This window comes from Pseudomonas sp. B22(2017), from assembly GCF_002113105.1.
Taxonomy (GTDB): domain Bacteria; phylum Pseudomonadota; class Gammaproteobacteria; order Pseudomonadales; family Pseudomonadaceae; genus Aquipseudomonas; species Aquipseudomonas asiatica.
In genome coordinates this window covers 336393-349492 of sequence record NZ_NEJN01000002.1, presented here as the reverse complement: position 1 = coordinate 349492, position 13100 = coordinate 336393, and the positions used below count along the sequence as shown (strand labels likewise).

The following is a 13100-nucleotide window of genomic DNA, read 5'->3' as shown; positions in this document are numbered from 1 at the left end:
AGCCATGAAAAAGCCCGGCCATGTGCCGGGCTTTTTTGTGCCTGTCAGATTGCAGGGGGCTGCTTTGCAGCCCGCTCGCAGCACAAGGCCGCTCCTACAAGGGGAGCATGCATTCCCTGTAGGAGCAGCCTTGTGCTGCGAACGGGCCGCAACGCGGCCCCCGCTGTCACGCAACCTCAGCCGTGGTCTCGAAGTCGAACACCAGCTCGCCATCGCGCAGGTCGACGTGCACCACGCCACCATGCTCGGCCAGTTCGCCAAACAGGATCTCCTCGGCCAGCGGCCGCTTGATCTTGTCCTGGATCAACCGCGCCATCGGCCGCGCACCCATCTGCACGTCGTAACCCGAGGCCGCCAGCCAACCGCGCGCATCATCGCTGACCTCCAGCAACACACGCTTGTCTTCCAGCTGCGCCTGCAGTTCGATAAGGAACTTGTCGACGATGCTCTTGATCGTCTCGTGGCTCAGGCGGCCGAACTGGATGATGGTGTCCAGGCGGTTGCGGAACTCCGGCGTGAAGCTCTTGCGGATGACTTCCATGGCATCGGACGCATGGTCCTGATGGGTAAAGCCGATCGAGGCCCGCGCGGCGGTTTCAGCGCCAGCGTTGGTGGTCATGATCAGGATCACGTTGCGGAAGTCGGCCTTGCGCCCGTTGTTGTCGGTCAGGGTGCCGTGGTCCATCACCTGCAGCAGCAAGTTGAAGACTTCCGGGTGGGCCTTCTCGATTTCGTCGAGCAGCAATACGCAGTGCGGTTGCTTGGTGATCGCCTCGGTCAGCAAACCACCCTGATCGAAGCCAACATAGCCAGGAGGCGCACCGATCAGGCGCGACACGGTGTGGCGCTCCATGTACTCGGACATGTCGAAGCGCACCAGCTCAACCCCCAGCGCCTTGGCCAGCTGCCGTGCTGCTTCGGTCTTGCCGACGCCGGTCGGGCCGGCGAACAGGAACGAACCGACAGGCTTGTCCGGCGACTTGAGGCCGGCGCGGGACAGCTTGATAGCGGTGGCCAGCGAATCGATCGCCTGGTCCTGACCAAATACGGTCAACTTCAGGTCACGCTCGAGGTTGCGCAGCAGTTCCTTGTCGGAACTGGTGACGTGCTTCGGCGGAATGCGCGCAATCTTGGCGACGATGTCTTCGACCTGCGGCACGTCGATGCGCTTGACGCGGTTGGCCTCCGGCTGCAGGCGCTGGTAGGCACCGGCTTCGTCGATCACGTCGATGGCCTTGTCCGGCATGTGCCGGTCATTGATGTAGCGCGAGGCCAGTTCAGCGGCGGCGCGCAAGGCTTCGTCGCTGTACTCGATGTTGTGGTGGCTTTCGAAGCGCCCTTTCAAGCCACGCAGGATGCCCACGGTGTCTTCGACCGACGGCTCGCTGACATCAACCTTCTGGAAGCGCCGTGCCAGGGCACGGTCCTTCTCGAAGATGCCACGGAACTCCTGGAAGGTGGTCGAACCGATGCAACGGATTTCACCCGACGACAGCAGTGGCTTGAGCAAGTTGGACGCATCCATCACCCCGCCCGACGCCGCGCCAGCACCAATGATGGTGTGGATTTCATCGATGAACAGGATCGCCTGCGGGCGTTTGCGCAGTTCGCCGAGCAGCGCCTTGAAACGCTTCTCGAAATCGCCCCGGTATTTGGTACCAGCCAGCAGTGCGCCGAGATCGAGGGAATACACCACGCTCTGCGCCAGCAGGTCGGGCACCTGGCCATCGACGATGCGCTTGGCCAGGCCTTCGGCGATGGCGGTCTTGCCCACGCCTGCCTCACCCACCAGCAGCGGGTTGTTCTTGCGCCGACGGGCAAGGATTTGCGCCACGCGCTCCACTTCCTGCTCGCGGCCTACCAGCGGGTCGATACGGCCGGCACGGGCCAGCTCGTTCAGGTTGCTGGCATAGGCATCCAGCGGGTTGCTCGAAGAGGCGGTATCGCCGCCCTCTTCGTCCTGCATTTCCTGGTCGCTTTCGGAATGCGAACCATGGCCCGGCACCTTGGAGATGCCATGGGCGATGTAGTTGACCACGTCGATGCGGGCCACGCTCTGCTGCTTGAGCAGGAACACGGCCTGGCTTTCCTGTTCGCTGAAGATCGCAACCAGCACGTTGGCGCCAGTGACTTCACGCTTGCCGGAGCTTTGCACGTGGAACACGGCACGCTGCAGTACACGCTGGAAGCCCAGGGTCGGCTGGGTTTCACGATCTTCGTCGTTGACCGGAATCAGGGGTGTGGTGGAATCGATGAACTCTTGCAGGTCGTGCTTGAGTTTGTCGAGATTGGCGCCACAGGCGCGCAGAACGGTCGCGGCAGCCTCATTGTCAAGGAGTGCCAGCAGCAGATGTTCGACGGTCATGAACTCATGACGCTTCGAACGAGCCTCCTTGAAGGCAAGATTGAGGGTGACTTCGAGCTCGCGGTTTAACATAGCTTCACCTCATACCCAAGTGGTCGGCGATTAACCGTCCTTCTCGATTTCACAGAGTAGCGGATGCTGGCTTTCCCTGGCGTATTGGTTGACCTGCATAGCCTTTGTTTCGGCGATGTCACGGGTAAACAATCCGCACACTGCCCGCCCTTCGGTATGGACGGTCAGCATGATCTTGGTCGCCAGCTCGCGGTTCAGATTGAAGAACGTCTCGAGCACTTCGACGACGAAATCCATCGGCGTGTAGTCATCGTTGAACAAAACCACCTTGTACATAGGTGGCGCCTGCAGGATCGGCTTGGCTTCCTGAACTGCAAGACCTGAGCCGTCGTCCTCATTCGATTGCGGGCGATCCTGATTGAATGTTAGTCGAATCTCACTAGGTGCATGCATGGAAAGAATTTCATCATGAGCGACAGGTTAAGGTTGTGGGTTGACTGCGAAGGGCACGGCCAGCGCAGGCGCCGGGCGACCTTGACTATCGGCAAAACGGTGTTACAACCAATAAGAACCCACCGTGGTCGATAAAGATCCGCGCAGTCAACCAGATTTTTCGCATGGTTCGTATGCGGATGAGTGGATGATACTCCAGTGATGGAGTCCTTTGCAGAGGGACATAGGGATGGCAAGCGGTAAAGTCAAGTGGTTCAACAATGCCAAGGGCTACGGATTCATCAATGAAGAGGGCAAGGATGAAGACTTGTTCGCTCATTACTCAGCCATCCAGATGGACGGATACAAGACGCTCAAGGCCGGCCAGGCCGTGAGTTTCGAGATTATCCAAGGCCCCAAAGGCCTGCACGCAGTCAAGATCTGCAGCGCTTCCACTGCCGCGCCTGCGCCGACCAGCGCACGGCCAGCCGGCAGCACTGCCGACGCCTGATCTGCTGAGCCGCCTGCCGGTATACGAACAAAGCCGGCCGCTTCTTTAATGGAAGCGGCCGGTTTTCCATTGCCCTACATATGCTTGATCATTTCATCGCCAAAGCCTGAACTGCTCACCAGTGTGGCGCCGTCCATCAGGCGCTCGAAGTCATAGGTCACGGTCTTGGCGGCAATCGCGCCGTTGGTACCCTTGATGATCAGGTCTGCCGCCTCGGTCCAGCCCATGTGCCGCAGCATCATCTCCGCCGACAGGATCACCGAACCCGGGTTGACCTTGTCCTGCCCGGCATACTTGGGCGCGGTGCCGTGGGTGGCCTCGAACATGGCCACGGTGTCGGACAGGTTGGCACCCGGCGCAATGCCGATACCACCCACTTCCGCCGCCAGGGCATCGGACAGGTAGTCACCGTTGAGGTTGAGGGTGGCGATCACGTCGTACTCGGCCGGGCGCAGCAGGATCTGCTGCAGCATGGCGTCGGCGATGGCGTCCTTGACGATGACCTCGCGCCCACTCTTGGGGTTCTTGAACTTCATCCACGGGCCACCATCGAGCAACTCGGCCCCGAACTCGTCGCGCGCCACTTCATAACCCCAGTCCTTGAAGGCACCCTCGGTGAACTTCATGATGTTGCCCTTGTGCACCAGCGTCAGCGACTCGCGGTCGTTATCCACCACGTACTGCAGGGCCTTGCGCACCAAGCGCTTGGTGCCCTCGCGAGACACCGGCTTGACGCCAATGCCACAGTCCTGGTCGAAGCGGATCTTGGTAACGCCCATTTCCTCCTTGAGGAACTTGATCACCTTGTTCGCCTCTGGCGAGCCGGCCTTCCACTCGATGCCGGCATAGATGTCCTCGGAGTTCTCACGGAAGATCACCATGTCCACATCGCCTGGCTTCTTCACCGGGCTGGGCACGCCCTGGAACCACAGCACCGGGCGCAGGCACACGTACAAGTCCAGCTGCTGGCGCAAGGCCACGTTGAGCGACCGGATGCCACCGCCCACCGGGGTGGTCAGCGGCCCTTTGATCGACACCACGTAATCACGTACGGCATCGAGGGTTTCCTGGGGGAGCCAGGTGTCCTGGTCGTACACCTGGGTGGCTTTCTCGCCGGCGTACACTTCCATCCAGGCGATCTTGCGTTTGCCGTCGTAGGCCTTCTGCACGGCGGCGTCGACCACCTTGATCATTACCGGCGAGACATCGACGCCAATCCCGTCGCCCTCGATATAAGGAATGATCGGATTGTCAGGAACGTTGAGCGAATGGTCGGCATTGACGGTGATCTTGGTGCCGTCGGTCGGAACCTTGATTTTCTGGTATCCCATGCTTGCACTACTCCGCTGTCGGGTGTGATTGGACATCATGCGATCCACTGAGCCTAAACCACATCTGCCGACCTGCAAGGCATGCGACAACCCGCCACATTGCCGCTTAGTCTTTGGTCTTATAAATGGGCCGATATCACTTGGCCTTGCTGATTAGCCCGAATGGTTTGGTATACTCCGCCGCGACCGAAGGGTCATCGGGGCGATCCCTTGGAAAAATGCGGACCGCCCTTGGCCATGAATGGACACAAAGCCTGGCCATAAAGCCTGGGTTGTTACCGCAGCTCAGCACTTGACGCTCGACTGATGCATCCACCATCACCGCTCGCAGCCTCTCGACTTTCCGCTCATGGCGCTGCCAGGGCGATGCGCCTACCCTGCGCACCACGAGACTCGAGCACGCTCAGCACACAGAGAGTTAACCCGCATGCCCACCCGTTCCAAGATCATCTATACCTTCACCGACGAAGCCCCCGCCCTCGCCACTTACTCGCTGCTGCCAATCATCGAAGCCTTCACCGCTTCGGCTGACATCGCCGTCGAAACCCGCGACATCTCCCTGGCTGGCCGCATCCTCGCCGCCTTCCCGGAGCAACTGGGCGCAGAGAAGCAAGTAGGCGATCACCTGGCGGAACTGGGCCAGCTGGCTACCACCCCTGAAGCCAACATCATCAAGCTGCCGAACATCAGCGCCTCGGTACCGCAGCTGAAAGCCGCGATCAAGGAACTGCAAGGCAAGGGCTTCAACATCCCTGACTACGCCGACGAGCCGGCCACTGCGGAAGAGAAAGAATCCCGCGCCCGCTACGACCGCATCAAAGGTTCCGCCGTGAACCCGGTCCTGCGCGAAGGCAACTCCGACCGCCGCGCGCCGCTGTCGGTCAAGAACTACGCCCGCAAGCACCCGCACAAGATGGGCGCCTGGGCTGCCGACTCCAAGTCGCACGTTGCCCACATGACCCAGGGCGACTTCTACGGCAGCGAGAAAGCCGCACTGATCGAAGCTGACGACAGCCTGCGCATCGAGCTGGTCGGCAAAGACGGCAACACCACCGTACTGAAAGAAAAGACTGCGGTAAAAGCTGCCGAAGTCATCGACTGCGCCACCATGAGCCGCAAGGCCCTGAAAGCCTTCATTGCCGAGCAGATCGCCGATGCCAAGGCCTCCGGCGTGCTGCTGTCGGTACACCTGAAAGCCACCATGATGAAGGTCTCCGACCCGATCATGTTCGGCGTCATCGTCGAAGAGTTCTACAACGACGTGCTGGCCAAGCATGCCGCCGCCCTGGCTGAAGTTGGCTTCAACGCCAACAACGGCATCGGCGACCTGTATGCCCGCATCAAGGACCTGCCAGCCGAGAAGCAGGCCGAGATCGAAGCCGACATCCAGGCCCTGTACGCCCAGCGTCCGGCCCTGGCCATGGTCAACTCCGACAAAGGCATCACCAACCTGCACGTGCCGAGCGACGTCATCGTCGACGCCTCGATGCCAGCCATGATCCGTGACTCGGGCAAGATGTGGAACGCCGCCGGCGAACTGCAGGATGCCAAGGCGATCATCCCGGACCGCTGCTACGCCGGCATCTACCAGGCCACCATCGAAGACTGCAAGGCCAACGGCGCCTTCGACCCGACCACCATGGGCAGCGTACCGAACGTCGGCCTGATGGCACAGAAGGCCGAAGAATACGGCTCCCACGACAAGACCTTCCAGATCAAGGCTGACGGCGTCGTGCGCGTGGTCGACAGCAAAGGCCAGGTCGTTCTCGAGCAGAACGTCGAAGCCGGCGACATCTTCCGCATGTGCCAGGTCAAGGACGCGCCGATCCAGGACTGGGTCAAGCTGGCCGTCAACCGTGCCCGCCTGAGCAACACCCCTGCAGTGTTCTGGCTGGACCCGGCCCGCGCCCACGACGGCGTGATGATCGAGAAGGTGCAGAAGTACCTGAAGGATCACGACACCACCGGCCTGGACATCCGCATCCTGGCACCGGTCGACGCCATCAAGTTCTCCCTGGCCCGCATCCGCGAAGGGAAGGACACCATCTCGGTGACCGGCAACGTGCTGCGCGACTACCTGACCGACCTGTTCCCGATCATGGAACTGGGCACCAGCGCCAAGATGCTGTCGATCGTGCCACTGATGAACGGCGGTGGCCTGTTCGAAACCGGCGCCGGCGGTTCGGCACCGAAGCACGTGCAGCAGCTGGTGGAAGAGAACTTCCTGCGTTGGGACTCGCTGGGTGAATTCCTGGCCCTGGCCGCTTCCCTGGAGCACCTGGGCAACACCTACGACAACCCGCGCGCCAAAGTGCTGGCCAACACCCTGGACCAGGCCACCGGCAAGTTCCTCGACACCAACAAGTCGCCTTCGCGCAAAGTTGGCGGTATCGACAACCGCGGCAGCCACTTCTACCTGACCCTGTACTGGGCCCAGGCCCTGGCTGCGCAGAACGACGACGCTGCCCTGCAGGCACGCTTCGCACCACTGGCCAAGACCCTGACCGAGAACGAGGAGACCATCGTCGCCGAGCTCAACGCCGTCCAGGGCAAGCCGGCCGACATCGGTGGCTACTACGCTCCGGATGCCGAGCTGACCGCCAAGGTGATGCGCCCAAGCCAGACCCTGAACAGCGCCATTGCCGCCCTGTAAGGTTCGCTTGAAGTAACAGCACAAACCCCGGCCACGCACCGGGGTTTGTGCTTTCTGGGAAATGGGGTTGCTCTGCAACCCATCGCCGGCAAGCCAGCTCCCACAGGTATTGTGAATGCCTCAAGCTTGCACTGCACCTGTGGGAGCTGGCTTGCCGGCGATGGGCCGCAAAGCGGCCCCACCAATCTGAAGGGACATACAAATGACCTGGCAACCCCACATCACCGTCGCCACCATCGTCGAACACGAAGGCAAGTTCCTTTTCGTCGAAGAGTTCAAAGCCAACCAGCACGTCTTCAACCAGCCCGCCGGCCACCTCGAACCCAACGAGACCCTGCCCCAGGCCGCCCTGCGCGAAACCCTCGAAGAAACCGCCTGGGAAGTCGAGCTCACCGGCGTGGTCGGCATCTACCTGTACACCGCCCCAAGCAACGGCGTGACCTACCAGCGCATCTGCTTCGCCGCCCGCCCCGTGCGCCATCACGCCGACCTGGCGCTGGACAGCGACATCGTCCGCGCCGTGTGGCTGACCCGCGACGAACTGCTGGCCAACCCCGCCCGCTGGCGCAGCGAACTGGTGCCACGCTGCCTCGACGATTACCTCAAAGGCCCCTTGCACAGCCTCGACCTGCTGCGCGACTGACGCGCCGCCGCAGGTTTGATAGAATTGGCGTTTTTCCCCCTTTGATACACACCGGTACCCATGACCAGCCCAGCACTCAAAGACCCCGCCAAGACCCGCGTCATCGTCGGCATGTCCGGCGGCGTGGACTCTTCCGTCTCCGCCCTTCTGCTCATGGAGCAGGGCTACCAGGTGGAAGGGCTGTTCATGAAGAACTGGGAAGAAGACGACGGCACCGAATACTGCACCGCCCGTGAAGACCTGGCCGACGCCCAGGCCGTGTGCGACCGCATCGGCATCAAGTTGCACACCGCCAACTTCGCCGCCGAATACTGGGACAACGTGTTCGAGCACTTCCTCGAAGAGTACAAGGCCGGCCGCACGCCCAACCCGGACATCCTCTGCAACCGCGAAATCAAGTTCAAGGCGTTCCTTGACTACGCCCTGTCGCTGGGTGCCGACCTGATCGCCACCGGCCACTACGTGCGCCGCCGCGACACCGGCGAGCTCACCGAACTGCTCAAGGGCCTGGACCCGAACAAGGACCAGAGCTACTTCCTGCACGCCGTTGGCGGCAAGGAAATCGCCCGCACCCTGTTCCCGGTTGGCGAGCTGGAAAAGCCCGAAGTACGCGCCATTGCCGAAAAGCACGGCCTGGCCACCGCCAAGAAGAAGGACTCCACCGGCATCTGCTTCATCGGCGAGCGCCGCTTCAGCGACTTCCTCAAGCAATACCTGCCGGCCCAGCCGGGCAACATCGAGACAACCGACGGTGAAGTGATCGGCCTCCACCACGGCCTGATGTACCACACCATCGGCCAGCGCCAGGGCCTGGGCATTGGCGGCCTGAAGGACGCCGGTGACGAGCCGTGGTACGTGCTGCACAAGGACCTGACCCGCAACGTGCTGGTGGTCGGCCAGGGCAATGAACACCCGTGGTTGTTCTCCCGCGCCCTGCTTGCTTCGGAAATTTTCTGGGTCAACCCGGTCGACCTCAGCAGCCCGCGCCAGCTCACCGCCAAGGTGCGTTACCGCCAGAGCGACCAGCAGTGCACCCTGGAACTGACCGAAAGCGGTTACCGCGCAGTGTTCGACGAACCGCAACGCGCCGTCACCCCGGGCCAGTCGGTGGTGTTCTACGACGGCGAAGTGTGCTTGGGCGGCGGCGTGATCGAAGCTGCCGAGCCGTGGAGCCCGCGCGCATGAGCAACCTGCAGGAGCAGCTGATTGCGTTGGGCGGTGTGTTCCAGGCCGCCGTACTGGTCGACCGCATCGCCCGCACCGGCCAGGCCAGCGAGGCCAACATCGGCTGCATGCTGGGCAGCCTGCTGGTCCGTGACCCCAAGGACACCCTGGAAGTTTTCGGCGGTGACGACCTGAACCTGCGCGACGGCTATCGCGCGCTGGTCGGTGCGCTGGAGCGCGACCCCAGTAGCCTGCAGCGCGAGCCACTGCGCTACGCCCTGTCGATGCTGGGCCTTGAACGCCAGTTGAACAAGCGCGGCGACCTGCTCGACACCATCGGCAACCGCCTGCCGCAAATCCAGTCCCAGGCCGAGCATTTCGGCCTGGTTCATGAAAACGTCATCGCTTCCAGCGGAGCCTTGTACCAGGACACCCTGAGCACCTTGCGCCAGCGCATCCAGGTGCATGGCGACATGCGCTTCCTGCAGCAGGCCAGCAATGCCTCGAAAATCCGCGCCCTGTTGCTGGCCGGCATCCGCGCCGCACGCCTGTGGCGCCAGCTGGGCGGGCACCGCTGGCAGCTGGTATTCAGCCGGCGCAAGCTGTTGAACGAACTGTACGACATGATGCGTTCGCCCTCCTGAAAAAGCGACGCCGAACCCAATGTAGGAGCAGCCTTGTGCTGCGAATGGGCAGCGCAGCGGCCCCAGGATTTGGGCTCTTGCACAGATTGCCAGGGCTGCTGCGCAGCCCATTCGCAGCACAAGGCTGCTCCTACACAGAGCCTGTGACATATTTTTATAGGCCCGACCTTTGGTCAGCCACCCGACCTGAGCGCATTTTTCATGTATGATATGCGCCCTTCCAAAAGCCTGACTGTCCGAGAACACCCCATGCAGCTTTCTTCGCTCACTGCGGTTTCCCCTGTAGACGGCCGTTATGCCGGCAAAACCCAGGCCTTGCGCCCCATTTTCAGCGAATTCGGCCTGATCCGTTTCCGCGCCCTGGTCGAAGTGCGCTGGCTGCAGCGCCTGGCCGCCCACCCGCAGATCGGCGAAGTGCCGGCGTTCTCCGCCGAAGCCAACGCCCTGCTGGACAGCCTGGCCACCGACTTCAAGCTCGAGCACGCCGAACGCGTCAAGGAAATCGAGCGCACCACCAACCACGACGTCAAGGCGATCGAATACCTCCTCAAGGAGCAGGCCGCCAAGCTGCCTGAGCTGGCCAAGGTCAGCGAGTTCATCCACTTCGCCTGCACCAGCGAGGACATCAACAACCTGTCCCACGCCCTGATGCTGCGCGCCGGCCGTGACGAAGTGCTGCTGCCGCTGATGCGCCAGATCGCCGACGCCATCCGCGCCCTGGCCCACGCCCACGCCGACGTGCCGATGCTGTCGCGCACCCACGGCCAGCCGGCTTCGCCGACCACCCTGGGCAAGGAACTGGCCAACGTCGTGTACCGCCTGGAGCGCCAGATCGCCCAGGTTGCCGCCGTGCCGTTGCTGGGCAAGATCAACGGCGCCGTGGGCAACTACAACGCCCACCTGTCGGCCTACTCGCAGATCGACTGGGAGCAGAACGCCCGCGCCTTCATCGAAGACGAGCTGGGCCTGCAGTTCAACCCGTACACCACCCAGATCGAGCCGCACGACTACATCGCCGAGCTGTTCGACGCCATCGCCCGCTTCAACACCATCCTGATCGACTTCGATCGCGATGTGTGGGGCTATATCTCGCTGGGCTACTTCAAGCAGAAGACCGTTGCCGGCGAAATCGGCTCGTCGACCATGCCGCACAAGGTCAACCCGATCGACTTCGAAAACTCCGAAGGCAACCTGGGTATCGCCAACGCGCTGTTCCAGCACCTGGCCAGCAAGCTGCCGATCTCGCGCTGGCAGCGTGACCTGACCGACTCTACCGTGCTGCGCAACCTGGGCGTGGGCTTTGCCCACAGCGTCATCGCCTACGAAGCCAGCCTGAAAGGCATCGGCAAGCTGGAAGTCAACGAAGCCCGCATTGCCGCCGATCTGGACGCCTGCTGGGAAGTGCTGGCCGAGCCGATCCAGACCGTGATGCGCCGCTTCAACATCGAAAACCCCTACGAGAAGCTCAAGGAGCTGACCCGTGGCAAGGGCATCACCCCGGAAGCGCTGCTGACCTTCATCGACGGCCTGGACATGCCAGCCGAAGCCAAGGCCGAGCTCAAGCAGCTGACCCCTGCTACCTACATCGGCAACGCGGCAGCACAGGCCAAACGCATCTAAGCTGACCGTCGCGTTCAACGCCCGGCCTGGCCGGGCGTTTTTATTCCCGGACGAAAATTACATTTTTTCAATAGGTTGAACATGAATCCTGATACTCCACTGCAGCTGCTCGGCGGCATCTCGGCCCGCGAATTCATGCGCGACTACTGGCAGAAGAAGCCGCTGCTGGTGCGCCAGGCATTCCCGGACTTCATCAGCCCGATCGACCCCGACGAGCTGGCCGGCCTGGCCCTGGAAGAGGAAGTAGAGTCGCGTATCGTGCTCGAGCACGGCGCGCACCCGTGGGAGCTGCGCCGCGGCCCGTTCACCGAAGACACCTTCGCCGAGCTGCCGGAAAAGGACTGGACCCTGCTGGTGCAGGCCGTGGACCAGTTCGTCCCGGAAGTAGCCGAACTGCTGGAAAACTTCCGCTTCCTGCCCAGCTGGCGCATCGATGACGTGATGATCAGCTTCGCCGCCCCTGGTGGCAGCGTCGGCCCGCACTTTGACAACTACGACGTTTTCCTGCTGCAGGGCCACGGCCAGCGCAACTGGAAAATCGGCCAGATGTGCAGCAGCGACAGCTCGCTGCTGGAGCACGCCGACCTGCGCATCCTCGCCGATTTCGAGCAGAGCGATGAGTGGACCCTGGAGCCGGGCGACATGCTCTACCTGCCACCACGCCTGGCCCACTACGGCGTGGCCGTGGACGACTGCCTGACCTACTCGGTAGGCTTCCGCGCGCCAAGCGCCGCCGAAGTGCTGACCCACTTCACCGATTTCCTCGGCCAGTTCCTGCCCGATGAAGAACGCTACAGCGACGCCGACGCCCAGCCGGTCAGTGACCCGCACCAGATCCAGCACGATGCCCTCGACCGCCTCAAGGCGCTGCTCGACAAGCACATGGGCGACAAGGACCTGCTGCTGACCTGGTTCGGCCAGTTCATGACCGAGCCGCGCTACCCCGAGCAGATCGTCGGTGAAGAGCTGTCCGAGGAAGAACTGATCGATGCCCTGGAACAAGGCGCCATCCTGATCCGCAACCCGAGCGCGCGCCTGGCCTGGTCGGAGTTCGAAGAAGACCTGCTGCTGTTCGCCAGCGGCCGCAGCTGCCCGCTGCCGGGCAAACTGCGCGAGCTGCTGAAGCTGGTTTGCGCGGCCGACGCCCTGCACATCGACAACCTGGGCGAATGGCTGCAGGATGAAGATGGCCTTATGCTGGTACAGCAGCTGGTCAAACAAGGAAGCCTGGGATTCGCCAATGAATAAGATTCGTGTGCGCCTCGCCGACTGGCACAAGGACAACGCCGACATCCGCCGCATCCGCGAAGCGGTGTTCATTGCCGAACAGCACGTTCCACCAGAACTGGAGTGGGATTCGGATGACCCGACCGCCGCGCACTTCCTGGCCCTGGAAGGCGACTACCCGATCGGCACAGCGCGCCTGCTGCCTGACGGCACCATCGGCCGGGTCTCGGTGCTGAAGGACTGGCGCGGGCTGAAAGTGGGTGACGCGCTGATGAACGCGGTGATTGTCGAAGCACAGAACCGCGACCTGAAGCAGCAGATGCTCAGCGCCCAGGTGCACGCCACGCCGTTCTACGAGCGGCTGGGCTTTCGCGTAGTCAGCGAAGAGTTCCTCGAAGCCGGCATCCCGCACGTGGACATGGTGCGCGACTCGCGCGCCTGATCCCTGTACCGGCCTCTTCGCGGTTTTGCCCGCGAAGAGGCCGGCACAGCAAAATA

Annotated in this window: 11 protein-coding genes; 8 read left to right on the top strand and 3 right to left on the bottom strand. The window is 62.4% G+C overall.

Annotation, left to right across the window (positions count from 1 at the left end):
• Nucleotides 1-166 precede the first annotated feature (166 nt).
• Both clpA and clpS read right to left on the bottom strand, forming a co-directional pair.
• Entirely contained in the window at nucleotides 167-2437 is a 2271-nt protein-coding gene (gene clpA / locus CAG18_RS05400) for an ATP-dependent Clp protease ATP-binding subunit ClpA (RefSeq protein WP_013973289.1), read from the bottom strand.
• 30 nt (nucleotides 2438-2467) lie between these two features.
• Nucleotides 2468-2830 (bottom strand): ATP-dependent Clp protease adapter ClpS, encoded by a 363-nt coding sequence (clpS, locus tag CAG18_RS05395; RefSeq protein WP_013973290.1) that lies wholly within the window; start codon nucleotides 2828-2830, stop codon nucleotides 2468-2470.
• Between the two features lie 229 nt (nucleotides 2831-3059).
• Between clpS and cspD the strand changes: the two genes are divergently transcribed.
• Nucleotides 3060-3320: a cold shock domain-containing protein CspD gene (gene cspD, locus CAG18_RS05390; RefSeq protein WP_013973291.1), complete on the top strand. Its 261-nt coding sequence runs from the start codon at nucleotides 3060-3062 to the stop codon at nucleotides 3318-3320.
• Between the two features lie 74 nt (nucleotides 3321-3394).
• Here the strand turns inward: cspD and icd are convergent, their stop codons facing one another.
• Nucleotides 3395-4651, bottom strand: coding sequence for an NADP-dependent isocitrate dehydrogenase (gene icd / locus CAG18_RS05385; RefSeq protein ID WP_085720542.1), 1257 nt, complete (start codon nucleotides 4649-4651; stop codon nucleotides 3395-3397).
• A gap of 427 nt (nucleotides 4652-5078) precedes the next feature.
• Between icd and CAG18_RS05380 the strand changes: the two genes are divergently transcribed.
• From CAG18_RS05380 to CAG18_RS05350, 7 genes are all read left to right on the top strand, one after another.
• Nucleotides 5079-7304, top strand: coding sequence for an NADP-dependent isocitrate dehydrogenase (locus CAG18_RS05380; RefSeq protein WP_013973293.1), 2226 nt, complete (start codon nucleotides 5079-5081; stop codon nucleotides 7302-7304).
• Between the two features lie 202 nt (nucleotides 7305-7506).
• On the top strand, nucleotides 7507-7947 hold the full coding sequence (locus tag CAG18_RS05375) for an NUDIX hydrolase (RefSeq protein ID WP_085720541.1): 441 nt from the start codon (nucleotides 7507-7509) through the stop codon (nucleotides 7945-7947).
• A 60-nt stretch (nucleotides 7948-8007) separates the two neighbouring features.
• Complete coding sequence (gene mnmA / locus CAG18_RS05370; RefSeq protein WP_015270972.1) at nucleotides 8008-9132, top strand: tRNA 2-thiouridine(34) synthase MnmA; 1125 nt, start codon at nucleotides 8008-8010, stop codon at nucleotides 9130-9132.
• A complete protein-coding gene (hflD, locus tag CAG18_RS05365; RefSeq protein WP_015270973.1) occupies nucleotides 9129-9755 on the top strand; it encodes a high frequency lysogenization protein HflD in 627 nt (208 codons plus the stop codon). Before mnmA ends, hflD begins: the two co-directional genes overlap by 4 nt.
• 249 nt (nucleotides 9756-10004) lie before the next feature.
• Nucleotides 10005-11375, top strand: coding sequence for an adenylosuccinate lyase (gene purB, locus CAG18_RS05360; protein WP_013973297.1), 1371 nt, complete (start codon nucleotides 10005-10007; stop codon nucleotides 11373-11375).
• A gap of 81 nt (nucleotides 11376-11456) precedes the next feature.
• Nucleotides 11457-12623, top strand: coding sequence for a cupin domain-containing protein (locus CAG18_RS05355; RefSeq protein WP_013973298.1), 1167 nt, complete (start codon nucleotides 11457-11459; stop codon nucleotides 12621-12623).
• A complete protein-coding gene (locus CAG18_RS05350) occupies nucleotides 12616-13044 on the top strand; it encodes a GNAT family N-acetyltransferase (protein ID WP_003258855.1) in 429 nt (142 codons plus the stop codon). Before CAG18_RS05355 ends, CAG18_RS05350 begins: the two co-directional genes overlap by 8 nt.
• Nucleotides 13045-13100: the final 56 nt, after the last annotated feature.

Bases quoted from the DNA above. Each gene is read 5' to 3' on its own strand.
- clpA (WP_013973289.1), bottom strand. From the start codon at position 2,437: ATGTTAAACCGCGAGCTCGAAGTCACCCTCAATCTTGCCTTCAAGGAG.
- clpS (WP_013973290.1), bottom strand. From the start codon at position 2,830: ATGCATGCACCTAGTGAGATTCGACTAACATTCAATCAGGATCGCCCG.
- cspD (WP_013973291.1), top strand. From the start codon at position 3,060: ATGGCAAGCGGTAAAGTCAAGTGGTTCAACAATGCCAAGGGCTACGGA.
- icd (WP_085720542.1), bottom strand. From the start codon at position 4,651: ATGGGATACCAGAAAATCAAGGTTCCGACCGACGGCACCAAGATCACC.
- CAG18_RS05380 (WP_013973293.1), top strand. From the start codon at position 5,079: ATGCCCACCCGTTCCAAGATCATCTATACCTTCACCGACGAAGCCCCC.
- CAG18_RS05375 (WP_085720541.1), top strand. From the start codon at position 7,507: ATGACCTGGCAACCCCACATCACCGTCGCCACCATCGTCGAACACGAA.
- mnmA (WP_015270972.1), top strand. From the start codon at position 8,008: ATGACCAGCCCAGCACTCAAAGACCCCGCCAAGACCCGCGTCATCGTC.
- hflD (WP_015270973.1), top strand. From the start codon at position 9,129: ATGAGCAACCTGCAGGAGCAGCTGATTGCGTTGGGCGGTGTGTTCCAG.
- purB (WP_013973297.1), top strand. From the start codon at position 10,005: ATGCAGCTTTCTTCGCTCACTGCGGTTTCCCCTGTAGACGGCCGTTAT.
- CAG18_RS05355 (WP_013973298.1), top strand. From the start codon at position 11,457: ATGAATCCTGATACTCCACTGCAGCTGCTCGGCGGCATCTCGGCCCGC.
- CAG18_RS05350 (WP_003258855.1), top strand. From the start codon at position 12,616: ATGAATAAGATTCGTGTGCGCCTCGCCGACTGGCACAAGGACAACGCC.